21 protein-coding genes and 1 pseudogene are annotated in these 21,485 nt (G+C 67.4%); 7 read left to right on the forward strand and 15 right to left on the reverse strand.

Annotated elements, in window-relative coordinates:
* Nucleotides 1–15: 15 nt before the first annotated feature.
* Together ntrC and H570_RS0113610 are read right to left on the reverse strand one after the other, a co-directional pair.
* Nucleotides 16–1,422: a nitrogen regulation protein NR(I) gene (ntrC, locus tag H570_RS0113605; RefSeq protein WP_027081221.1), complete on the reverse strand. Its 1,407-nt coding sequence runs from the start codon at nucleotides 1,420–1,422 to the stop codon at nucleotides 16–18.
* A gap of 32 nt (nucleotides 1,423–1,454) precedes the next feature.
* Complete coding sequence (locus tag H570_RS0113610) at nucleotides 1,455–2,516, reverse strand: two-component system sensor histidine kinase NtrB (RefSeq protein WP_027081222.1); 1,062 nt, start codon at nucleotides 2,514–2,516, stop codon at nucleotides 1,455–1,457.
* A gap of 194 nt (nucleotides 2,517–2,710) precedes the next feature.
* Between H570_RS0113610 and dcm the strand changes: the two genes are divergently transcribed.
* Genes dcm through H570_RS0113630 form a run of 4 tightly spaced genes read left to right on the forward strand, consistent with a single transcriptional unit; the run spans nucleotide 2,711 to nucleotide 5,818 of the window.
* Entirely contained in the window at nucleotides 2,711–3,964 is a 1,254-nt protein-coding gene (dcm, locus tag H570_RS0113615) for a DNA (cytosine-5-)-methyltransferase (protein WP_281167573.1), read from the forward strand.
* A 14-nt stretch (nucleotides 3,965–3,978) separates the two neighbouring features.
* Nucleotides 3,979–4,260: a hypothetical protein gene (locus H570_RS0113620; protein ID WP_027081224.1), complete on the forward strand. Its 282-nt coding sequence runs from the start codon at nucleotides 3,979–3,981 to the stop codon at nucleotides 4,258–4,260.
* Complete coding sequence (locus H570_RS0113625; protein WP_027081225.1) at nucleotides 4,248–4,658, forward strand: very short patch repair endonuclease; 411 nt, start codon at nucleotides 4,248–4,250, stop codon at nucleotides 4,656–4,658. Before H570_RS0113620 ends, H570_RS0113625 begins: the two co-directional genes overlap by 13 nt.
* Nucleotides 4,655–5,818, forward strand: coding sequence for a type II restriction endonuclease (locus H570_RS0113630; protein WP_027081226.1), 1,164 nt, complete (start codon nucleotides 4,655–4,657; stop codon nucleotides 5,816–5,818). The genes H570_RS0113625 and H570_RS0113630 overlap by 4 nt, the downstream gene beginning before the upstream one ends.
* Here the strand turns inward: H570_RS0113630 and H570_RS17645 are convergent.
* From H570_RS17645 to glnA, 6 genes are all read right to left on the reverse strand, one after another.
* Nucleotides 5,808–6,602 carry a DUF6339 family protein gene (locus tag H570_RS17645; protein WP_051176400.1) on the reverse strand — a complete coding sequence of 265 codons (795 nt, stop codon included), beginning with the start codon at nucleotides 6,600–6,602 and terminating at the stop codon, nucleotides 5,808–5,810. The genes H570_RS0113630 and H570_RS17645 overlap by 11 nt on opposite strands.
* Nucleotides 6,602–7,426: a hypothetical protein gene (locus H570_RS0113640; protein WP_156899978.1), complete on the reverse strand. Its 825-nt coding sequence runs from the start codon at nucleotides 7,424–7,426 to the stop codon at nucleotides 6,602–6,604. Before H570_RS0113640 ends, H570_RS17645 begins: the two co-directional genes overlap by 1 nt.
* A complete protein-coding gene (locus tag H570_RS0113645) occupies nucleotides 7,423–9,294 on the reverse strand; it encodes a hypothetical protein (protein WP_156899979.1) in 1,872 nt (623 codons plus the stop codon). Before H570_RS0113645 ends, H570_RS0113640 begins: the two co-directional genes overlap by 4 nt.
* Nucleotides 9,295–9,407: 113 nt before the next feature.
* Nucleotides 9,408–10,139 (reverse strand): N-acetylmuramoyl-L-alanine amidase, encoded by a 732-nt coding sequence (locus tag H570_RS0113650; protein WP_027081229.1) that lies wholly within the window; start codon nucleotides 10,137–10,139, stop codon nucleotides 9,408–9,410.
* A gap of 51 nt (nucleotides 10,140–10,190) precedes the next feature.
* On the reverse strand, nucleotides 10,191–10,694 hold the full coding sequence (locus H570_RS0113655; RefSeq protein WP_027081230.1) for an arsinothricin resistance N-acetyltransferase ArsN1 family B: 504 nt from the start codon (nucleotides 10,692–10,694) through the stop codon (nucleotides 10,191–10,193).
* 80 nt (nucleotides 10,695–10,774) lie between these two features.
* On the reverse strand, nucleotides 10,775–12,184 hold the full coding sequence (gene glnA, locus H570_RS0113660; protein WP_027081231.1) for a type I glutamate--ammonia ligase: 1,410 nt from the start codon (nucleotides 12,182–12,184) through the stop codon (nucleotides 10,775–10,777).
* Nucleotides 12,185–12,848: 664 nt separating this feature from the next.
* Here glnA and H570_RS0113665 point away from each other — a divergent pair.
* The gene (locus tag H570_RS0113665; RefSeq protein ID WP_027081232.1) at nucleotides 12,849–13,709 is read left to right on the forward strand and encodes an undecaprenyl-diphosphate phosphatase; all 861 of its coding nucleotides are present in this window, start codon (nucleotides 12,849–12,851) and stop codon (nucleotides 13,707–13,709) included.
* A 61-nt stretch (nucleotides 13,710–13,770) separates the two neighbouring features.
* The gene (locus H570_RS0113670; protein WP_027081233.1) at nucleotides 13,771–14,598 is read left to right on the forward strand and encodes an META and DUF4377 domain-containing protein; all 828 of its coding nucleotides are present in this window, start codon (nucleotides 13,771–13,773) and stop codon (nucleotides 14,596–14,598) included.
* 21 nt (nucleotides 14,599–14,619) lie between these two features.
* Here H570_RS0113670 and H570_RS0113675 read toward each other — a convergent pair whose 3' ends face one another.
* From H570_RS0113675 to H570_RS0113705, 7 genes are all read right to left on the reverse strand, one after another.
* Nucleotides 14,620–15,237 (reverse strand): YbhB/YbcL family Raf kinase inhibitor-like protein, encoded by a 618-nt coding sequence (locus H570_RS0113675; protein ID WP_027081234.1) that lies wholly within the window; start codon nucleotides 15,235–15,237, stop codon nucleotides 14,620–14,622.
* Nucleotides 15,238–15,254: 17 nt separating this feature from the next.
* A complete protein-coding gene (locus H570_RS0113680) occupies nucleotides 15,255–17,330 on the reverse strand; it encodes a tetratricopeptide repeat protein (protein ID WP_027081235.1) in 2,076 nt (691 codons plus the stop codon).
* A 76-nt stretch (nucleotides 17,331–17,406) separates the two neighbouring features.
* Nucleotides 17,407–18,438, reverse strand: coding sequence for a YheT family hydrolase (locus H570_RS0113685; protein ID WP_051176401.1), 1,032 nt, complete (start codon nucleotides 18,436–18,438; stop codon nucleotides 17,407–17,409).
* Nucleotides 18,439–18,483: 45 nt separating this feature from the next.
* Complete coding sequence (locus H570_RS0113690) at nucleotides 18,484–19,314, reverse strand: 1-acyl-sn-glycerol-3-phosphate acyltransferase (protein ID WP_084500206.1); 831 nt, start codon at nucleotides 19,312–19,314, stop codon at nucleotides 18,484–18,486.
* 87 nt (nucleotides 19,315–19,401) lie between these two features.
* A complete protein-coding gene (locus H570_RS0113695; protein WP_245559615.1) occupies nucleotides 19,402–19,764 on the reverse strand; it encodes a hotdog fold thioesterase in 363 nt (120 codons plus the stop codon).
* A gap of 91 nt (nucleotides 19,765–19,855) precedes the next feature.
* Nucleotides 19,856–20,467: a YkvA family protein gene (locus tag H570_RS17650; protein ID WP_156899981.1), complete on the reverse strand. Its 612-nt coding sequence runs from the start codon at nucleotides 20,465–20,467 to the stop codon at nucleotides 19,856–19,858.
* Between the two features lie 117 nt (nucleotides 20,468–20,584).
* Entirely contained in the window at nucleotides 20,585–20,779 is a 195-nt protein-coding gene (locus tag H570_RS0113705) for a hypothetical protein (RefSeq protein ID WP_027081239.1), read from the reverse strand.
* A 509-nt stretch (nucleotides 20,780–21,288) separates the two neighbouring features.
* On the opposite strand from H570_RS0113705, the pseudogene H570_RS19265 reads away from it, so the two are divergent.
* Nucleotides 21,289–21,485 (forward strand): annotated as a pseudogene (locus tag H570_RS19265) (hypothetical protein); the annotation flags it as partial.

Here is a 21,485-nt window from a genome sequence, read left to right on the forward strand (position 1 = left end):
CGTCCGCGCGCCGCATCAACGGCGCTTGCGCCCGGTCCCGAGCTTTCGGGCGAGTGTATTGCGGCCAAGCCCCAGGCGCTGCGCGGCCTCGGCACGGCGGCCTCCGGTGTGCGCGAGCGCGGCTTCGAGCAGCGCGCGGTCGAAACGTTCCAGCGCTTCGGCATGGATGCCGCTGTCGCCGCTGGCCAGGCGCTCGCGCGCCCAGGCCGCGAGCGCGTCGTCCCACTCGCGCGCGGGCGCACGCCGCGAGGCGGCCAGCATGCCGTCGAGGTCGGCCGGCGTGATGGTGTCGCCCGGCGCGAGCGCGGCCAGCCGCCAGCACAGGTTCTCCAGTTCGCGCACGTTGCCCGGCCAGTCGTGCCCGAGCAGGCGTTCGAGCGCGGCCTTGCCGAAACGCTTGCGCGGCGCGTCGAATTTTTCCGCCGCTGCCTGCAGGAAGCGTTCGGCCAGCTTCGGCACGTCGTCGCGGCGCTCGCGCAGCGGCGGCAGGTGCAGCCGCACCACGTCGAGGCGATGCAGCAGGTCGGCGCGGAAGCGGCCTTCGGCCACCAGCGCCTCGAGGTCCTGGTGGGTCGCGGCGACCACGCGCACGTCGACCCGGATCAGCTCACGCCCGCCGACGCGGAAGAACTCGCCTTCGGCCAGCACCCGCAGCAGCCGCGTCTGCAGCGACAGCGGCATGTCGCCGATCTCGTCGAGGAACAGGGTGCCGCCGTCGGCCTGTTCGAAGCGGCCGACGTGGCGCTTGCTCGCGCCGGTGAACGCGCCGGCCTCGTGGCCGAACAGTTCGCTTTCCAGCAATTCGGCCGGGATCGCGGCGGTGTTGAGGGCGACGAACGGCGCGCGCGCGCGCGGCGATTCGCGGTGCAGCGCGCGCGCCACCAGCTCCTTGCCGGTCCCGGTCTCGCCGGTGACCAGCACCGACAGCGGCGCCTGCGCGAGCCGGCCGATCGCGCGGAACAGCTGGCGCATGGCCGGGGTATCGCCAACCAGCGCATCGATGGGTGCCGCTGCGGGTGGTGCAGGCGCGACATCGCCATCACCAGCGCCCTCGCCGCGCTGCGCCAGCACGCGTTCGGCCAGCGCCACCGCGTCGTCAAGGTCGAAGGGCTTGGACAGGAATTCGTGCGCGCCACCGCGGAACGCCCCGGCGGTGCTGGCCACGTCGGTGTACGCCGACATCACCACCACCGGCAGCCGCGGGTGCGCGTGCTTGAGCCGGTCGAGCAGCACCAGGCCGTCGTCGCCGGGCATGCGCACGTCGGTGAACAGCAGTTGCGGCGGCGGACGCATGCCCAGCGCGTCGAGCACCGCGCCGGCCGAATCGAAGCCGACCACGTCGAAACCGGCCTCGCGCAACGCGGTGGCCAGCACGAAGCGCACGCTGCGGTCGTCGTCGACGATCCAGATGGTGGCGGTCATGACCTTAGCTCCTGCAAGAACAGCACGCGCGACTAGGCACCAGCACTGCTACCTCCATCCCCACCTGCCTCACCCACCATCGGCAGCAGCAGCGTGAACACCGTGTGCCCCGGCCGCGAGCGAAAGGCCAGCGAGCCCCGATGCTCGCGCGCCACCTGCTGCGCCAGCGCCAGGCCCAGGCCGCTGCCTTCCGCGCGTCCGGACACCAGCGGCAGGAACACCTGTTCGGCCAGCGCCTCGGGCACGCCGCGGCCGTCGTCGACGATCTCCAGCCGCAGCGCAAGCGGATGCACCTCATCGGCGATGCGCACCGCGTGCTCGACCCGGGTGCGCAGGGTGACGTTGGCGGCGCCGGCCTCGATCGCGTTGCGTACGAGGTTCCAGGTGGCCTGCACCAGGCGATCCGCGTCGCCGGCCAGGTCGGGCAGGCTCGGGTCGTAGTCGCGCGCAAGCTTCACCGCCCAGCCGGCATCGGATTCGGCCAGGCGCAGCACCCTTTCAAGCACCGCGTGGATGTTCAGCGCTGCGTGCGGCTGCGGTGGCATCGGCGACAGCAGCCGGTCGAGCAGCTGCGCCAGGCGCTCGACTTCGGATTCGATCAGGCCGGTCAGCTCGCGCGACGACGCATCCTCGACCCGCCGCGACAGCAGCTGCGCCGCGCCCTTCAGCCCGGCCAGCGGGTTGCGCAACTCGTGCGCCAGCCCCTTGAGCGCCGCCGACAGCGCCGACGGCAGCGCGGCCACCGGATCCTCGCCGGGGAACTCGTCGACCGGATGGGCCTCCAGCAGCCAGCCGCCGGCTTCAAGCGCCCCGGTCCACACGTCTGCGAAACGTGGCGAAGCGCCGAGGAACGCCAGCGGCAGCCGCCGCAGGCGGATCTGCTCCTGCGCGGCGCCGTCCGCCAGCCAGCGCGCCAGCGCATCGCCCTCGAACTCCAGCGCCGCCAGCGGCAACCCCTGCAGGCGCCGTGCCCCCACCCCGAGCCAGCGCGCGAAGGCGGGATTGCAGCCGGCGATCGCGCCGTCCGCATCCGTCCACGCCAGCGGCGTGGCGAGGGCGTCCAGGTCGGGCGGCAGCACGGGTGCGGAAGGCATTGCACCATATTAGTGCAGCGCTTGACCTTGGTTGCGTGGCCTGTTTCAGCTTCGGTTGCGGAGCGTGGAGGCCCATCGCGTTGCGATCCCGCCCCGTGCGACGGCAGGAGTGCAGCATCGCGTACACGACATTGCCATCTGGGACGAACTTCGCGCATGATGCGCGGTAATCGCCCTAGAGAAAGGAACTCCGCTTGAACGCCGAAATGTGTCCGATGGAATTGCTTCGGCAGGCCCGAACCCGCTATTCGCAGAAGCAGCTGGCCGCCCTGCTTGAGGTGAACGAAAGCACGCTGCGACGCTGGAAGGTCGGCGAGGACATTCCGTCCTACCGGGTCGATTCGATCCGTCAGCGACTGCTGCCGTTGCTGACGGCGCCGGCCAACGACGACTCGGCCTTTACCTTCATCGACCTGTTCGCCGGCATCGGCGGCATCCGACTCGGTTTCGAGGAGCTGGGCGGGCGCTGCGTGTTCACCAGCGAGTGGAACACGTTCGCGCAGAAGACGTACCTCGCGAACTTTCCACAGGACGACGGGCATCTCCTGGTCGGCGACATCACGCAGGTGGATGCGGCCGACGTGCCGGACCACGACGTGCTGCTCGGTGGCTTCCCCTGCCAGCCCTTCAGCATCGCCGGCGTGTCCAAGAAAAACGCGTTGGGGCGGCCACACGGTTTCGAGGACACCACGCAGGGCACCTTGTTCTACGACGTGGCGAGGATCATCGCCGCCAAGCGACCGAAGGCGTTCTTGCTGGAGAACGTCAAGAACCTGCTGTCCCACGACCGCGGAAACACGTTCGCGACGATCCTGCGCGTGCTTCGGGAAGAACTCGGATACGAAGTCCACCATCGCCTCATCGATGGGCGTCACTTCGTTCCGCAGCACCGAGAACGAATCATCATCGTCGGCTTCCGTGATTCTGCGGGCTTCGACTGGGACGACCTCCGTCTGCCTGAAGCCGACAAGCGCATGGCGGCGATCCTGCATCCTCAGGACGGCAGCGAACTGGTCGAGTCGCGCTGGACCGGCGGGCCACGCGGGAAGATCGACGACAAGTACACGCTGACACCGAAGCTGTGGGCCTACCTGCAGAGCTATGCCGCCAAGCACAAGGCGGCGGGAAACGGCTTCGGATTCGGGCTGGTCAACGGCAACAGTGTTTCACGCACGTTGTCGGCGCGCTACTACAAGGACGGCTCGGAGATCCTTGTCTCGCAGGGACCGCGCAAGCGCCCCCGTAGACTGACCCCGCGCGAATGCGCGCGACTGATGGGCTTCCCCGACTCCTTCCAGATTCCGGTCAGCGACACCCAGGCCTACAAGCAGTTCGGTAACAGCGTCGTCGTTCCGGTGATACAGGAGGTAGCGCGCATCATGGTCCCGCGCGTGATGGAACTGGTGATGCGCGAGCAGAAAGAGCAGACCGCGTTGCCGCTTAACTGAAAGGAGCGAACCACATGGACGAGAGCCGCATTCCCCGCCTTGCCGACGACAGCCGCGAGAGCGTTTCCCGCTGGTTTGAACAGATGTACGATCGCGGCCTGCTGTTTCATCCGGACGATGATCCCGCCAACATCGTTTGCATCGCTGACGACAGCCCGACGTTCACCGCATCCGAGTGTGAAGAACTTCGAGACACGATCGCGCACATGCTCAGCTGTCACGGAGATGACGTGTACGACATAGGCTTGCCGTTCTTTCTGCGGGATCTTCCAGGCGAGAAGCGGTGGCCGACATAGTCGACAAGGAAACGCGCAGCCGGATGATGTCCGGCATTCGCGGGCGGGACACAAAGCCGGAGTTGCAGGTTCGTCGCTTCCTGCATGCTGCCGGCTTCCGCTTTCGACTGTCCCCGCGGGATGTGTTCGGCAAGCCCGACATCGTTCTGCCGAAGTACCGAGCGGTAGTGTTGGTGCATGGTTGTTACTGGCATCGTCACGAGGGCTGTCGGTTCACAACGACACCGGCAAGCAATTCCGAGTTCTGGCTGGCAAAGTTCGAATCCAACAAGCGACGCGATCGAGAGGTGGCGGAACGGCTTCGCAGCGACGGCTGGAACGTGCAGGTCGTGTGGGAATGCGAGATTGGCGCCAAGCGTCTTCAGCGCCTGGCGCTGGATATCAGGGGGAATGCATGAGCGAGGATTTCCGCAGTTGGCTCGACGCACACGCCGGCGACGAGTGGCATTGGTACATCAAGCGCTTGGCCGCGAATGACACCAATGCGACGGGGGCGCATCAGGCCGGTCCCTACCTACCGAAACAGCAAGCGTTTGACCTCTTTCCATCGCTCCGCGCCCAGACCCCCAACCCCAAGGTGGTTTTTGCCGCGTCCGTCGACTCCCACGGCCTTCCGGAACGTGATGTGACCGTGACCTGGTACAACCAGCGCTCCCGGAACGAGTGCCGCATCACCCGTTGGGGTGGGCAAGTCTCGCCAGTCGTGCATCCTGACTCCACCGGCGCCGCTGTCGTGCTTGCGTTCCGCAAGCAGTCCGGCACTGACTCCGACTACTGCGCGGTGTGGGTCTGCAGAGAGGCAGAGGTCGAAGTTCTGGAAGAGCGAGTCGGCCCGGTGGAGCCCGGACTTCCCCTCCTCGTTTCGGGACAACTCCCACTGTTCCGGGCGCCCACGCAAACCAGTTGCACGCTGACGGCTGCGACGATGCCCGCGGATTGGTTGACACGATTCCCTGCAGGACAGGAAATTGCCGAGTATTGCGCGCAGCTGCGTCGCGCACCCGGCAAGCCGGTCGATGATCGGCTCCTGATTCGCCGCGCATGCGAGTACGAGATGTTTCTCTCTATCGAGAAAATTCACGTGCTGCCGCGCCTGCAGCAGGGCTTTGCGAGCGTCGACGAGTTCATCAACTACAGCAGTTCGGTCAACAACCGCCGAAAGAGTCGATCCGGTCGCTCCCTTGAGCTCCATCTGAACGCGCTATTCCGCGAGGAGGGAATCAGCTTCTCCCACGGCGAAGTCTCGGAAGGAAACAAGAAGCCAGACTTCCTGTTCCCTTCGGCATCAGCCTACCGCCGAGGGGAGAAGCCACTGTGGATGCTGGCGGCCAAGACCACCTGCAAGGATCGCTGGCGACAGATTCTCAACGAAGCCAACCTGATTCCGAACAAGCACCTGATTACCTTGCAGGAAGGCGTTTCGACCAACCAGTTCAGGGAAATGCGGGATGAAGGCGTGACCCTTGTTGCGCCTGCGCGTCTGCATCGTGCCTATCCGGCGGCCATTCGCCCGGACCTTATGACACTCGAGACGTTCGTCCAGACTGTCAGGCGGTAGCTTCGGCCTTGACGTGAGACGACGTCGACTTGCTGCGCTCTTCAACGGCAAGCACGGCCTTCGCTCGCGCGATTGCCTTCTCGATAAACTCGTCGATCGCCAACTTCTCCAGCACCTCGAAGGCCACGCCGCCTCCAAGGACGTTGATCGCCTTCATCACCTCCCGGATGTGGCGCTCTTTTGCTACCAGCCAGTCGTCAACCTGCATCCGGTGAAGAATTCGTCGCGCCAACGCCACCCGCGAGAAGATCCACGGCCGCTCTACCAAGGTCAGTCGTACATCGGCCTTGCTGAGAATCAGATTGAGGGCCAAGTTCGGATCTTCCGGCATGAGTCGATGGGCGATCCATCCGTTCCACCACAGCTGGGCGAGGGCATTGTGGTCACGTGCATCGGTTCGTGTGGTGGCAAACATGGTGCGCCGCACCTTGTCCACGAATCGGTCATCGGAAGTCCCCGACAGCCAGCGTTCGCGACAGTAGGTCAGGCCATCCACATGGCAGAGCCGCACCCAGACACGATTCTCGCGCGCCATTGATGGCGTCAGCGATCCGAGGGCTTTCCAGACCTTTCTGGAGTTCTCGATCTCGGCGGCTCGGTCGTCCGGCGCCGGATCAAGTTCTCTCAGCAAGGCGGGTGTGTATTCGACACGCAGCGGAATCGACCAGTCGCCCTTTTCGACGAGGTCGTCGAACCCGGAAACCATGTACCGATCGGTGTTTTCACCGATGTCGTTCCAGAGGCGGTCCGCCACTGCCTGCCCCACATAAAGAACCCGGGCCATCAGTGAATCCCCTCGATAACCGAGTACATGGAGCCGAGAGGCTCGTTGAGAAGCGCCTGTGCCTTGCGAGCCAAGTCGCGGTTGTCGAGACTGATTCCAAGCTGATTGCAGCGGGACTCGATTGCCTGATACCAGCGCAACTCCGGTTTGGCCCCATCAGTGGCGATGATAGACAGCAGCTCGACGATGCACGGCAAGTACAGGCTCGTGATGAGCAGATCCCGAGTCCGACCGTTCCTCAATTCGATCAGTTGGGAAAACAGATCGGGTGACACATGAATTTCGATCGCCTGCCCCTCGGTTCCAAGTTCGAAGCGCGGCGAGGTGATCTCCGGGTCCGGCTGTAGTACGAACACCGACTCCAGTGGCTGCAGCTTCTCCAGCCCCGCCTCAAAGCGCTGCTCGTGTCCGACTGCGATCAGGTCGCCCGCTCGAAGGCGCAATGCCGCGTCTCCGAACTCCGGGTCGATGGCATCCCTCGGAAGCAGGCAATCCTGTCGTGCGGCAATCACGGGCCAGATTCGCACCGTCCCGCGAAGCTCGCCTCGTTCGGTCGTCACAGTCGTCGGCCCGGTGTCGAGCAGGTGCAGCTGCTGGTAATAGGTGTCCAAACAGGTGACATAGATGCCGCAGCTTGCAGCTCCCGTTCTCACAAGTTCCGCAACCCCACGTTCGGAAATTTCGACAGTGCAGGTCAGTTGTATCTGCTCGACATGCGCGTTCTCCGCGACGGCAACATCACAGATGAACGCGCCTTCTGTGTAATCCCCAGAGTCTGGTGACAAGACCGGATGAGGGAATCGCATGGCCTCATTGAGCTTCATGCGGCCTCCTCCTCTACGCGCACCAGCGTGAGCTCGACCGGTCCGTCATACTCCAGGAACAGTTCAATTTCGTGGCTGACTCGCACATCTTTGCTGACACTCAGCACGGGGCCGCGCCCCTTCACCAGCTGACCATCAAGCGCACGAACCGGCAGCGCAACCGTATCCGACATTCCGGTGGCAAGGACCTCGACGACCACGCGGGCATCCTCTTCGGGAGTGAACGTGAACTTTCGGACGCGGCGGTTCGCGTCGGAGGCTTGGTTACGCAAGCGTGAGATCCGAATCGCGCCGGCGCCGCGCTTACCACGGCCTCCCTTTCCGCTTCCTTCTCGATCGCCGCTGCTCCGGCCGCCGTCATCCCGGTTTCGCTTCGTGCCGCCCCCGCCGCCGTCGCTGCCACCCTGAGCAGGACCGCGTGTCTTCTTTCGAACATCAACAGGGGTTAGCTTCGGCCGCTCCGGGTCAGCGTCGCTGTTCTCGGAGTTCGGCATCGACTCGGCAGTCGAAGGGCTGGCAAAGAACTGATTCATTTCATCGAGAACAATCGTGTCCTCGGGTGGGGTCGTGGTTTCATTCTTGATGACATCACGCAGCCAGGTAACGAGTTTCCGGAACGCAGCGCGGACCTGAGTCTGGCGCTTGCGATCCTCGATTCGCTCGTGCGACAGCTCATCGTGGCGTGGATTCTCAAGTTCCCGGATGACCGCACTAGTCGCTGCGTCGACGGGCTCGAGCACTGCGACAAAATCGCGTTGTAGCGCAAACCGCGCGAGTTTGTCCCCGAAGTGCTGCAGGTTATCGGTGATGTACATGCCGTTGCGCAGAATCGCGATACGTTTCGGCAAGCCATCCTGAACCAGTAGCCGCAATCGCACTGTTCCAAGATGCTCGAAGCGCTCAACAAACTCGATAGCGTCCTCCGACTGCAGGCACCTGTAGAGGTCGCGACTGAAACGCAGATCCTCCAAATGGCCACCTGACTCGGCAGCGGCGCGAATTCTTTCGTCCTCGAACAACGCTCCGAGCGACGCCGCGTCAATCGCGATCTGACCGTCCACATCGAAGGCGATAGTCTCGCGACGGATCGCCGCAAAGAAGTTGCGGACCAGCGATTCCGCCACCTGGTGACGCCAGGTTTCTGATCCGACGAAGCCGACGGCAGTGACGGTGGTTCCCTGTTGATCAAGGGCAAGCCAGTTCGGGACCGCAGAAGGGTCGTTTACAGGCTTGAACCCCTCTGCGCCCCAGTAGCCGGTCGCCTTACGTGGATTCCCCTGTGCGTCGGAATGGGAGACCAAGATCGTCTTGCCCTGCGCCAGAAATTGCGTCTGGTTGTAGATCGTTGAGTAGAAGACGGTTCGCAGAGCAGAAATTGCGTACGCCGCGTTCTTTCCGATGCCGAATGACCCGCCGGAACTGTTGTCGGCCTTGTTGCTGACGCCGGAAGATTTCACCAGCGCGTGAAACGGATATCCGCGCTCTGCGGGTCCTCGCAACCCCATCGTACCGGTGTCGCCAATTTGAAGAATCTCGATTGAAGGTGCCGAGAGAAGATGCTGGGCGCGACGGAAGAACTCCCGTTCCTTGTCGTCATTTCGCGTGTCAGCCGCAGCCAGGCACTGCTGCATTACCTGTCGCAGACTGTCGTGCCCCGGAACACTGGACGTTGCCACTTCACGGCTGGAGAACTGGAGGAGCACCCGGGAAGCACTGCCATCCACAACGGCCGCAGCGTCCAGGCTGTTCTGTCCGCACTCGCGGGCGATGCCCGAGTACGGCGCATCCCGGAAGGTCTCGATACCGGCGTTCTTGAGGCCTTCGTCCTCATCGGCCTGATCTGCCTGAAACTGCCACTTACTTCCCATGCTTCCCCCTGTGTGCGCGTTGCCCAGCAACGAGCGCATTGCCGACCTTGCTCCGCAGCATCGGGAGTGTCAACGGGAAAAATGCTTGAAATTTCGGGCCGCAACGACCTGCGTCAGTGTGTCAGTGCATACAGGATCCGCGCGTCCTGCGCGTCGAGCACGTCGTTCTCGTCGCCGCGGAAGCGGCGGTGGAAGGCGCGCACGGTGTCGGCGTGGCCTTCACTGTGGTCCTGTTCGAGCGGATAGCCGAGCAGGCGCAGCGCCAGCCACGGGTCGAAGCCGGGCGGCGGTTCGGCCAGCGGTTCGTTCGGCCAGAGGCCGAAGCCGGCATCGGCCAGCTGCTTCCACGGGAAGCGGAAGCCCGGGTCGCGCTTGCGCGTGGGGGCGAAGTCGGCGTGCGCGACGATCTGCGTGCGCGGGATGCCGTGGCGCTTGCACAGGTCGTCGAGCAGGCGCAGCAGGCTGTCGATCTGCGCGGCGGCGAACGGCGATTCGCCGTCGTTGTCGAGTTCGATGCCGATCGATGCGGAATTGACGTCGGTGATCGTGCCCCAGCGCCCCGGCCCGGCATGCCACGCGCGCAGTTCATCGGATACCAGCTGGTAGATGTGGCCGTCGGCGCCGACAAGGTAGTGCGCGCTGACCGGTCCGCCGCTGTTGGCGGTGCGCAGGGTGTCGAGGCTTTCGGGCACGCCGCCCTGCTCGGTGGCGTGGATCACGATCAGGATGGGCTGGCGCGGTCCGTGGTTGGGCGAGGGCACCCAGGTCGCCATCGGATTGCGCGGCGGCGCGTGGGTACAGGCGGCTAGCAGCAGTGCGACGGCGAGCAGGATGAGGATGCGCATCGCCCTATTGCAATGGCTATCGTCGCCCGGCGCAAGTTGCGGCGCGGAACATCACTGCAACTGCAGCTGCCAGTAGCCGACGTCGATCCAGCGATCGAACTTCCGGCCGACCTCGCGCAGGCGCGCGACGCGGGTGAACCCCAGCGTTTCGTGCAGGGCGACGCTGGCCGGATTGGGCAAGGCGGCGCCTCCAATCACGGTGTGCAGGCCACCCACACGCAGTCGGTCGAGCAAACACTGGTACAGGGTGCGGCCGATGCCGTGGCCGACCGCGTCCGGCGCCAGATAGATGGAAGATTCGACGCTGTGACGATAGGCCGCCCGGGCGCGCCAGCGCGTCGCGTAGGCGTAGCCGATCACGTCGCCCGCGTCGTCGCCGACGACCAGCCAGGGCAGCCCATCGCCCTGTACCGCCGCGACCCTGCCCCGCATCTCGTCCGTATCGACCGGATCGACCTCGAAGGTGACGACCGTCCGGGCAACGTAATGGTTGTAGATCTCCGCGAGGCGCGCGGCATCGGCAGCACGCGCGTCGCGGATGTCGAGACTGGCCATCGAACGCCTCCGCCGAGCGATCGCCCGCTGCCCGGCCGTTCCTCAGAAACCGGGCGAGGCCGGCACAGCGATCGTTGCAGTCAGATCGCGTAATACATCTGATACTCGAGCGGATGCGTCGCCGCGCGGAAGGCGGTGACTTCCTTCATTTTCAGGCCGATGTAGGCGTCGATGAAGTCGTCGGTCATCACCCCGCCGGCCTTGAGGAACTCGCGGTCCGCATCCAGTGCTTCCAGCGCCTGGTCGAGCGAATGGCATACGGTCGGGATGCCCTTTTCCTCTTCCGGCGGCAGGTCGTACAGGTCCTTGTCACTGGGGCCGCCCGGGTCGATCTGGTTCCTGATGCCGTCCAGCCCCGCCATCATCAGCGCAGTGAAGATCAGGTAGCCCGAGTTCATCGGATCGGGGAAGCGGACCTCGATGCGACGCGCCTTCGGGTTGGCCACGTACGGGATGCGGCACGACGCGGAGCGGTTCGAGGCCGAGTACGCCAGCATCACCGGCGCCTCGAAGCCCGGCACCAGGCGCTTGTAGGAATTGGTGGTCGAGTTGGCGAACGCGTTGATCGCGCGCGCGTGCTTGAAGATGCCGCCGATGTACCACAGCGCCATCTGCGACAGGCCGCCGTAGCCGTCACCGGAGAACAGGTTGACGCCGCCCTTGGCCAGCGACTGGTGCACGTGCATGCCGCTGCCGTTGTCGCCGACGATGGGTTTCGGCATGAAGGTCGCGGTCTTGCCGTTGCGGTGGGCGACGTTCTTGATCACGTACTTGGTGGTCAGCAGCTCGTCGGCCTTCTTCACCAGCGTGTTGAACTTGGTGCCGATCTCGCACTGGCCCGCGTTGGCCACTTCGTGGTGGTGCACCTCAACCTCGATGCCGACGGCTTCGAGCGTCTTGCACATCTCGGCGCGGATGTCGTGCAGCGAATCGAGCGGCGCGACCGGGAAGTAGCCGCCCTTGATGCCGGGGCGGTAGCCGGTGTTGCCGCCGGCGTATTCGCGCCCGGAGTTCCAGTGCGCTTCCTCGGAATCGATGTGGAAGAAGGTGTGGCCCATCTCGTTGGCGTAGCGCACCGAGTCGAAGATGAAGAACTCCGGCTCCGGGCCGAAGAACGCCTGCTCGGCGATGCCGCTGGACTTGAGGAACGCCTCGGCGCGCCGCGCGATGCCGCGCGGGTCGCGGGTGTAGGCCTGCATCGTGGTCGGGTCGAGCACGTCGCAGGTCAGCACCAGCGTCGGATCGGCGGTGAACGGATCGAGGAACGCGGTGTCCGGATCGGGCAGCAGCACCATGTCGGACTGGTGGATGCCGCGCCAGCCGCCGATCGACGAACCGTCGAACATCTTGCCGTCCTCGAACAGGCCCGGCTCGATGATCGACTTGGGAAACGTGACGTGGTGCTGCACGCCGCGCATGTCGGAGAAGCGCAGGTCGACGAATTCGACCCGGTGGTCGGTGATGAGTTTCTCGATGTGTTCGATGGACATGGCGGATCCGGCGCTGGGTGGATGCGTTGGGAGAACGCAAGCGTCATGCCAAGCATCCGGAATGCATAACTGATTGAATTAAAATCAATTTCAATGCACCGAGACAAACCATCGCACTGAATCAGTGCGTTCTCGTGATTGAACGCACCAAAATGGCGCAGTTAACCCAAGTCTTTACGGCTCTCGCTCTTCGGGGCTCTTCCGAAGCGGTGGAGACGGCGGGGCAAACCCGCAGGGGCGCTGCACATGGATGTGCGGTGTTTTCCGCGAAGGCAGGATGCCCTCTCGGCAGTTCCCGACGGCTCCGCGAACCCGGTGCAAAGCGCCGGGCGCGCAGGCGGGGTGTGTTTCCTTGCGCCAGGTTTCCTTGCACAAGCAAAGAAAGGTGGCTCGCGCCGTCACGGCGCGAAACGCGTTTGAAGCCCTTTGGGCGGCATCACTGTTGCAATGCGAAAAGCGCGTCGGGGGCGTAACCCCGACCTGCGACTTCGTCTGGCTTGCGCTGTCGCGGCGGGGAACGCCCTCGGGCAAGCGGGCGAATGTCGGTCCGCCGGGAGGCCGGCAGGTGCATGACACCCGGAATCCAGAAGCGCCCCGTCCCAACGGGACCACCAACGTTCTCCCGTATCCTGTCCCGCTCCCACGACACCCGCCACCGCATCCCGTGACCGACCTGCTCGCCGCCCTGTTGCTGGGCATCATCGAAGGCATCACCGAGTTCCTGCCGATCTCCAGCACCGGGCACCTGCTGATCGCCGAGCAGTGGCTGGGCCACCGCAGCGACCTGTTCAACATCGCGATCCAGGCCGGCGCGATCCTCGCCATCGCGCTGATCTACCGGCAGCGGCTGTGGGACCTGGCGATGGGCTTCCTCGGCCGCGCCGCGCCGGCCGCGCACGATCCGGCGGGGATTTCGCTGGACCCGGCGCAGGCGCGCGGCTATGCGCTCAAGCTCGGCGTGGCCTTCGGCGTGACCTGCGTGCTGGGTGTGGTCGTCAAGCAGCTGGGCTTCGAACTGCCCGACCGGATCGAACCGATCGCCTGGGCGCTGATCCTCGGCGGCCTGTGGATGGTGGTGGCCGAACACTTCGCCGCCAAGCGCGCGCTGGCGCTGGGCGAGCGCAGCGCGATCAGCTGGACGGTGGCGATCCTGGTCGGCATCGCGCAGGTGGTCGCGGGCGTGTTCCCGGGCACCTCGCGCTCGGCGGCGACGATCTTCGTCGCCCTGCTGTTCGGCACCACCAGCCGCGTGGCGGCGACCGAGTTCGCGTTCCTGGTCGGCATCCCGACGATGTTCGCGGCCACCGCATACGAACTGGTCGACGTGGTCCGCAGCGGGCAGGCCGCGCACGAGGACTGGAGCGCGCTGGCGGTCGCCTTCATCGCCTCGGCGATCACCGCCTTCATCTCGGTCAAATGGCTGCTGCGCTATATCCAGTCGCATCGCTTCACCGCCTTCGCGGTCTACCGCGTGGCGCTGGGCGCGGCGCTGTTGCTGCTGGTGCCCGCCGCCAGCGCCGGCTGAGCAACCCCGTCCGCCGCTGCCGCGCGTTGGCAGCATTCCCCACTGCATGGAGTCACCGGACATGAACAAGACGATGCTGCTGCTTCCGCTCGCACTGGCGCTGGCCGCCTGTGCGCCGGAAACACCCGCGCCCGGGCCGGCCAGCCCGACCCCGCCGCCCGCCGCGGATGCGAGCGCAACGCCCGCGGCCGACGGCGCGACGCTCGCCGGCTACCACTGGCGTCTGGAAACGGCCACCGGCGCCGGCGGCGCGCGCATCGACGCGCTGTTCCCCGGCGATGAGCACGCGCTGACGCTCGACTTCGCCGATGGTCGCGTCTCGGTGTCCGGCGGCTGCAACGGCCAGGGCGGCAGCTACGCCGTGGGCGAGGGCGGCAGGCTGGAGATCGGCCAGATGATGTCCACGCAGATGGCCTGCGATGCGCCGCTGATGGACGCCGACGCGACCATCGCCGCGCTGCTGGCCCAGCCGCAGGAGGTTCGCGTCGACCAGGGCACGCCTCCGCGCCTGCAACTGGTCGCCGCCGACGGCAGCACCACGGCGTGGACCGGCGAAGCCACCGCGCAGACCCGCTACGGCGGCGAGGGCGAAACGGTGTTCATGGAAGTCGCGCCGCAGCGTATCGCCTGCAGCCACCCGATGATGCCGGACCACAAGTGCCTGCAGGTGCGCGAGATCCGCTACGACGCCAACGGCGTCAAGCAGCCGCCCGGCGAGTGGGAAGCGTTCTACGGCGACATCGAGGGCTTCGAGTTCCGCGAGGGCGAGCGCAAGGTGCTGCGGCTGAAGAAGTTCAACAAGCCCGACCCGGTGCCGGCCGACGCTTCGTCGATCGCCTACGTGCTCGACATGGTGGTGGAGTCGGAGCTGGTGCCCGCCGGCAAGTAGCCCGCGGACACGCCGTCGCGGTCACGCCGCGGCGGCTTTCGCGTTCAGGGTGTAGTTGCCCTGCACCAGCGCTTCGGCCAGCACGTGGCCGTGCATCGCACGGAACACGTCGCCGGCGGTGAAGCGGTCCGGCAGCTCAAGTGCGGCCACGTCGAGCGCGAACAGGCGGAAGAAGTAGCGGTGCACGCGCAGGTCGTTGGGCGGCGGGTACGGGCCGTCGTAGCCCAGGTAGTCGCCGCGCATGTCGTCGCTGCCGGCGAACCAGCCGGTGTAGTCGTTCAGTCCCTGGCGTGCGCCTGCAGGCCCCTGCGGCGCGCGCTTGCCGCCCTTGTCGACGCCGTCGCTGCAGCTGCCCGCTGCGATCCCGCGCACGTCGGCGGCGATGTCCGCCATCACCCAGTGGACGAACCCGCCGCGCGGATGCGCGGCCGGGATCTCCACGTCGTCGCGGCCCGCCAGCGACGGATCGGTGGGCGCGTCGGCGTCGATGCACAGCAGCGCGAACGAACGCGTGCCGGCCGGCACCTCGTCCCAGGCCAGCTGCGGGTTGCGGTTGCCGCCGAAGCCGTCCGCGGCGCCAAGCGCGAATTCCTCCGGGATCGGGCCGCGATTGTCGAAACTGCTGCTGTGGATGCGCATGGCGTGGTCTCCTCGGGTCAGGCGTCCGGATAGCCCAGCCGCCGTGCGATCGGCGTGAGCGCGGCGAACGGCTCGGCCAGCACCCCGGCGAATTCGCGCCAATAGCCGGCGGCGAAGTGCGGCGCGCCGAAAATGTCGGCCGGCGGCGGCGGCAGGTTCACGTTCAAGGCCGCGCCGAGCGTCGCCGCGACCGCGGCCGGGTCTCCGTGGATCTCGTCGAGCTTCAGCAGTGCGTACATCACCGGCGACCGCTCGTGCAGCACGGCGACGTGCTCCAGGTGGCGCGCGAGCCACTGCGCCATCTGCAGCGGCGATTCGACCCGCAGCAGCAGCGGCGCGCCAAACGCGATCCAGTCGACCAGCATGTCGCGCGGGTCGCGCAAAGCGATCAACACGCGCGCGTGCGACAGCCGGGTGCGCAGCATCGGCAGCAGCGCGTTGTCCCACCAGAGCAACCAGTCGATCACTTCGCCGTTGGCCACGCCGCGCGCGGGAAGGTGTTCGCGCCAGTCGGCGGCCACGGCGGCCGGGTCCAGTTCGCCACTGGCCAGCTGCGCGGGCAGCATGAAGTTCTGCAGCAGGTCGTCCGGCGCGCCTCGCGGGGTGAAGCGGTCGTCGCGGAAGGCTGGCAGCGCGCCCGCCAGCAGCGTGGCCACACGCTCGGCGCCCGAGCCGGGGGCTCCGGCAAGGAACGCGACCGCCGGGGCGTCCGCGGTCGGCTCGACGATCGACGGCAGCACGGGATCGGGCGCTGTCGGCTCCGGCAGCGGCAGGCTGCGCGAGGCAGCCTCTGCCTGCAGCCCGATCCAGGTCGCGACCGCCGCCTCGTGCAGGCCGCAGCGCAGTTGGGCGTGGCCAAGCCAAGTGCGCAGCTCGCGCTGCGCGTCGGGATCCGCGGCCTGGGCCAGCAGCGACTGGATGCGCGCGAGCCCGGCGTCGGGGTCGCGCGCCAGCAGCCGGTCGACGATGCGCATCTGCGCCTGCCGGTGCCCCGGCACGAGCGCCACGATGCGCTGCGCCATGGCCTCGGCGCCTTCGGCGTCGCGGCGCATGCCCAGCAGCGCCATGTTCGCCTCCAGTGCCGGCAGCGCGTCGGGCATCTGCGCCAGCCAGCGGGTGGCCACGTCCAGCGCCAGCGGGTCGGCGGCATCTTCCACCGCCAGCCGCGCCTGCCACAGCACCGCCGCCTGCGGCGACGTCGCCAGCGCGGCGTCGAACACGTTGCGCGCAAGGTCGCGGTCGCCGTTGCGACGCAGCGCCTCGTACAGCGCTTCGAGCGTGCGCACGTCATCGGCCTGCGCGGCCAGTGCACGGCGCAGCGGCGGCAGCGCGCGCTCGTGGCGGCCGGCGGTCAGTTCCAGCTCGCCGGCAAACCGCTGCAGGCCCGGGGTGGCGTCGTCGCGGTCGAGCAGGGGCGCCAGTTCGTCGGCCGCCTCGGCCGGGCGACCTTGGCGACGCAGCAGTTCGGCCAGCAGCGCGCGCAGGCCGCGCGCCTCGGGCATCTTCTCCAGCACGCTGCGGAAGGCCTGTTCGGCGAACGCCAGGTGGCCCTTCTTCAGGTAGGCAAAACCCAGCGCGTAGCGGACCTGCGCGTCGTCGGGCGCGTCCTGCATCGCCTGCGACAGCAGCGCCAGCGCGGTGTCGGCGTCATCGCGTTCCAGCGCGATGCTGCCCTGGAGCAGGCGCGTCCACGGATGCGCCGGCGACACCCGCGCGGCCAGTCGCGCCAGCCGGTCGGCCTCGTCGAGGTCGCCGCGCATCAGCGCCATCTGCGCCTGCATCACATAGGCGCCGAACTGGTTGGGATCGAGCTGCAAGGTCTGCGACAGCGCCGCCTGCGCCGCGTCGAACTGGCTGCCGTGGAGCAGGTAGCCGGCGCGGTGGAAGTGCAGGTCGGCGTCGTCCGGGGCCAGCGCGATGGCACGGTCGATGCTGGCCAGGGCCGCCTCGCCGTCGCCGCTGGCGCGCAGGGCCATGGCCAGCGCGCGGTGCGCCTGCGGGTCTTCGGGATGGGTGGCGGTCGCGGCGCGGGCCAGCGACAGGGCGTCTTCGTTCGCCCCGCGCCGCAGCGCGTCGAGGATGTCTGCTTGCATGGGATAGAGGGTCGGCGGGCGGGCGCCCGGGATCCGCCCATTCTAGCCGGCGCCGGCAGCGGCCCTTGGGCCGGCCTCAGTCCTTCGCGGCCGCTGCCAGGTGTTCGGCCACCCAGCGTTCGGCGAAACCGTCCAGGCGCACGTTCTCGAGGAAGCCGCAGTGCCCGCCCCACTGCGAGATTTCCAGCCGCGCGCGTGCCGGCAGCACCAGTTCATGGAAGTCCTCGATCGGGATCACCGGGTCGTCGGCGGCCATCAGGATGTCGGTCGGCACCGCCAGCGACGCCAGCCGGTCGCCGGCGATCGAGTAGCCGTCGAAGTAGTTGTCGAGGGTGCCGAAGTCGGTGTGGCGCTGCACCAGCCATTGCGTCAACTCGCGCATGTGCAGCTTCAGCGTGGCGTCGTCGAAATCGTGCCGCTCGGGGAACAGCCGCCGCTTGCGCTGCAGCGAGTTGCGCCACTTCTTTTCGAAGTAGCGCATGTACATCGGCGTGCCGCGCTCCATCTGCAGCATCGTCCGGGCCGGATCCAGCACCGGGCAGACCGAGGCCACGCCTGCCAGCTGCAGCCCCGCCGACGGCGCGCGCAGCGCCAGGCGCAGCACGAAGTTGCCGCCCAGCGAATGCCCGGCGGCCACCATCGGCCTGTCCGCCGGCAGGAAGCGGCGCGCGATGTCGCACGCCGCGTGCACCACCTCGTCGATGCGGTTGGAGTGGAACAGCGCCTCGTTGAGGTGGTGGGTGCCGCCGTGGTCGCGGAAGTTGAGGCGGAACACCTCGAAGCCGCGCAGCAGCAGCTGCACCGCGGTCATCCGCATGTAGCTCGATTCGGTGCTGCCCTCCCAGCCGTGCAGCAGCAGGGCCAGGCCGCGCGGCTGCATGCCGGGCAGCGTGGTGTGCAGGCCGTGCAGGCGCACGCCGTCGCCGCCGTCGACCAGATGCGCGGTACTCACCGCGCCCAGCCGCTCCAGCCCTTGCGCGCCGCGCATGCGCCGCAGCGGGCTGCCGGCCAGGATCGACTGCACGTGGCGGTTGCGCAGCCACGATGGCGGCCGGTACGCGGACGCGGTGAGCCGGGAGCCCGCTGCCGCCTGCCCCGCTTCCGGCATTGCGGGCGCCTGGCCTGATGGTTCCGGGAGGTCGGGCATCGCCTGCTACTCCCCGCGCCCGGGCTCCGGATCCTGCATGGCCGCGACGATGCGCGCACGCGCAAGCTCGGCGATGCGCCGGCGGCCCTCGGTATCGCCGGGCACGATCGGCGGCAGGAACACCACCTCCACCACCCGCGGCGGCTCCCCGATCAGGCGCAGGAAGTTGCCGAGGAAGCTCTCCTTCGGCTGGAACGCGACCACCGTCTGCGCGCTGCCGCCGGCGCCGTAGCGCAGCGCCACCGGCTGCACCGGCGCGCCCGCTTCGACCGCGGCCAGGAAGATGCGGGCGTGGAACGGGCCGACTTCGGTGCCGTCGCGGGTGCGCCCTTCGGGAAACACGCCCACCGAACGTCCCGAGCGCAGCCGCGCGAGCATGACCTGCAGTACGCCGCCAAGCGATTCGGTGCTGCCGCGCTGGTGGAAGATCGTCTCGCCGCGCGACGCCAGCCAGCCGACCAGCGGCCAGCTCGCGATTTCACGCTTGGCCACGAATCCCATCATCCGCTGGCTGTGCAGGGTGACGATGTCGACCCAGCTGACGTGGTTGGCGACGAACAGCGTCGCCTGCGGCACCGGCGTGCCGATGCGGACCAGGCGCAAGCCGAACACGCGCAGCAGCCCGGACGACCAGGCACGGACCATGCGGTGGTCGAGGCGCGACCCGCCGAACTCGCTCGCGCCCCACGGCGGCATCATCAGCAGCAGCGTGACCGGCAGGTCGACCAGGACATGCCAGAGCAGGAACGGCACCCGGTACAGGTAGCGCCAGATGCGCACGAGGTTTCCTTCCGACGCCGGTGTTCCGGGAGGGACGGAGGAAGGCGACGGATTCATCTGCACAAGGTTACCGGATGCGGCCACACGAGGAACGCATGCCGGGGGGGCATGCGATGGCGGGTTGTCGGCGCCCCGGCCCGCCGGTCAGGCGCGCCGCGGCACCACGGCAAGGGTCAGGCGCGACACGCAGGCCAGGCGGCCGTGGTCGTCCTCGACGCGGATTTCCCAGACCTGGGTGCTGCGGCCGACGTGCAGCGGCCGCGCGGTGCCGGTGACGACGCCCTCGCGCACGCCGGCCAGATGGTTGGCGTTGATCTCGATCCCCACGCACATGTGGGCGTCATCGACGCACAGGTTGCCGGCGCTGCTGCCGAGGGATTCGGCCAGCAGCACCGAGGCGCCGCCGTGCAGCAGGCCGTAGGGCTGGCGTGTCCGCGCATCGACCGGCATCGTGCCGCGCAAGAAGTCGCCGCCGATTTCGGTGAACACGATGCCCAACGCCGCCATCGCGGTGTTGCGCGAGGCGCCGTTGAGGTCTTCGAGGCTGGTGGCCTTGCGGAAGATCACGCCGGCGTCGCCGGCGCGCGGCTGCAACGGCTCACTTGAAGGTGAACATCCCGGGACGCCAGGCGCGGACGTAGCTGCGCTTGGCGCCGTAGCCGCTGCTGCTGCCATAGCCGATGCCCATGTCGCGCTCGCGACGGGTGTGCATCCGGTCGACCAGCTCCTCGCGGCGGCTGGCCAGCCAGTCGGCCTGGCCGACGCTCGACGGCTCGACCCCGCGCTTGGTCGCCTCGTGGGCGCGGAACTCGCAGAAATCGTCGTAGGCGTCGAGCTCGTGGCGCAGTTCGCGCACGCACAGCTCGATCATGATCGCGTCGTCGAGGAAGCCCAGCACCTCGACGTTGTCCGGGATCACGTCCTTCGGGTCGACGAAATAGACCAGTGCCGACATCACCCGCTGGCGGTCCTCGGCTTCCATGTTCCAGCCCTGGTCGCGGACCATGGCGATCATGTCGTCGAGCTGCAGCAGGCGCTCACGGACGAAATCCGGGATGTGCACCTTCTGCGCGTCCGCCAGCAGCTTGCCCGCCGCGACCACGACCTCCTCGGGCGTCTTGCCCTCGGCGGCCTTGCGCGATGCCTGCATCGCCTTCTGGAAATGCTCGAGGTCGCGATCGCTGAGATCGATGGTCAATGAAATCGACATGACGGGTCCGGAGACGGCAGGAAAGACTGCGAAGACTAGGGCGCGGCACGCTTACGCGTCAACAAAGCTGAAGCCGGCGACGGCTCTCCGCACCGCCGCTCACGGCGGCCGTCGGCATCAACCGCAGCGGAAGCGCGCGTTGCCCCAGTCGGGCGTGTAGCGCTTGCCGCTGGCGTAGCCGCTGCTGTTGCCGTAGCCGACGCCGAAGTCGCGCGCCTGATACCTGCGGTAGGCGCTGGCAGCGACCGGCGCGACGAGCGCGGCCGGCGTGCGCGGAGGGGAGGACGTCGAGGGGGAATGCCGGATGGTCATGGTGATCTCCTGGTTCGTGATTTGGTGTGCTGGTAGACTACAACACCTATGCATGACGTCCATGGGCCGGAAGTCACCCCACCGAAGGCAGGGGGGGTAGTTCCCCAAGCGCTTGGGTTTGTTCGGGTTTCGCGAACCCTTGCCCAGGATCGGCGCCCGCGCCGCACCGAACGCGGTGAAGATCTGCGTCACCAGCGACTTCAGCCCCAGGCTCACCTGCGAGAAATCGCCGACCGGTTCGCAGCGCGGAATCGCGGGGCTGCACTATCCGATCAGAATCCAGGCCCGGCGTTGCGCGTCTCCTCTTCCGCCGCGCAGCAGAAGGCTTTGGATCCGGAGCTTCGGCCGCGCTCGCTCGGGAGCCGAGCCGGCGGCTTCGAAACCGCTGGCTCCGAGTGACAAGCAGGGATCGCCTGCAGCCAGCCAAACCTGCCGCGTGACGGCCGTCGCGGCTGCGCCCGGTGCGCGTTGGATAGACTCCACCGCAGGCCATGCGAAGGAACGCGATGATGAGTTCGTGCCGCAACGGAAACCCGCGACGGCGTACCGCAACGCTGTTGCTGGCTTCATCAGCCGTGTTCCTCTCCGGCTGCGCCCACTCGAATCCGCCCGCCTCTCCATTCTCGGCACAGGACCTCGCCGCCATGACCGCACCCACCACGCCGCCCGGCAACCCGACGCTCACCGCCGAGGAGATCGGCAAGCG

It is taken from the genome of Luteimonas mephitis DSM 12574 (genome assembly GCF_000422305.1).
Lineage (GTDB): Bacteria > Pseudomonadota > Gammaproteobacteria > Xanthomonadales > Xanthomonadaceae > Luteimonas > Luteimonas mephitis.

What these genes read in the sequence shown, in the direction of transcription:
- ntrC (WP_027081221.1), bottom strand. Translation starts at nt 1,422, where the DNA reads ATGACCGCCACCATCTGGATCGTCGACGACGACCGCAGCGTGCGCTTC.
- H570_RS0113610 (WP_027081222.1), bottom strand. Translation starts at nt 2,516, where the DNA reads ATGCCTTCCGCACCCGTGCTGCCGCCCGACCTGGACGCCCTCGCCACG.
- H570_RS0113620 (WP_027081224.1), top strand. Translation starts at nt 3,979, where the DNA reads ATGGACGAGAGCCGCATTCCCCGCCTTGCCGACGACAGCCGCGAGAGC.
- H570_RS0113630 (WP_027081226.1), top strand. Translation starts at nt 4,655, where the DNA reads ATGAGCGAGGATTTCCGCAGTTGGCTCGACGCACACGCCGGCGACGAG.
- H570_RS17645 (WP_051176400.1), bottom strand. Translation starts at nt 6,602, where the DNA reads ATGGCCCGGGTTCTTTATGTGGGGCAGGCAGTGGCGGACCGCCTCTGG.
- H570_RS0113640 (WP_156899978.1), bottom strand. Translation starts at nt 7,426, where the DNA reads ATGAAGCTCAATGAGGCCATGCGATTCCCTCATCCGGTCTTGTCACCA.
- H570_RS0113645 (WP_156899979.1), bottom strand. Translation starts at nt 9,294, where the DNA reads ATGGGAAGTAAGTGGCAGTTTCAGGCAGATCAGGCCGATGAGGACGAA.
- H570_RS0113650 (WP_027081229.1), bottom strand. Translation starts at nt 10,139, where the DNA reads ATGCGCATCCTCATCCTGCTCGCCGTCGCACTGCTGCTAGCCGCCTGT.
- H570_RS0113655 (WP_027081230.1), bottom strand. Translation starts at nt 10,694, where the DNA reads ATGGCCAGTCTCGACATCCGCGACGCGCGTGCTGCCGATGCCGCGCGC.
- glnA (WP_027081231.1), bottom strand. Translation starts at nt 12,184, where the DNA reads ATGTCCATCGAACACATCGAGAAACTCATCACCGACCACCGGGTCGAA.
- H570_RS0113670 (WP_027081233.1), top strand. Translation starts at nt 13,771, where the DNA reads ATGAACAAGACGATGCTGCTGCTTCCGCTCGCACTGGCGCTGGCCGCC.
- H570_RS0113675 (WP_027081234.1), bottom strand. Translation starts at nt 15,237, where the DNA reads ATGCGCATCCACAGCAGCAGTTTCGACAATCGCGGCCCGATCCCGGAG.
- H570_RS0113680 (WP_027081235.1), bottom strand. Translation starts at nt 17,330, where the DNA reads ATGCAAGCAGACATCCTCGACGCGCTGCGGCGCGGGGCGAACGAAGAC.
- H570_RS0113685 (WP_051176401.1), bottom strand. Translation starts at nt 18,438, where the DNA reads ATGCCGGAAGCGGGGCAGGCGGCAGCGGGCTCCCGGCTCACCGCGTCC.
- H570_RS0113690 (WP_084500206.1), bottom strand. Translation starts at nt 19,314, where the DNA reads ATGAATCCGTCGCCTTCCTCCGTCCCTCCCGGAACACCGGCGTCGGAA.
- H570_RS0113695 (WP_245559615.1), bottom strand. Translation starts at nt 19,764, where the DNA reads ATGGCGGCGTTGGGCATCGTGTTCACCGAAATCGGCGGCGACTTCTTG.
- H570_RS17650 (WP_156899981.1), bottom strand. Translation starts at nt 20,467, where the DNA reads ATGTCGATTTCATTGACCATCGATCTCAGCGATCGCGACCTCGAGCAT.
- H570_RS0113705 (WP_027081239.1), bottom strand. Translation starts at nt 20,779, where the DNA reads ATGACCATCCGGCATTCCCCCTCGACGTCCTCCCCTCCGCGCACGCCG.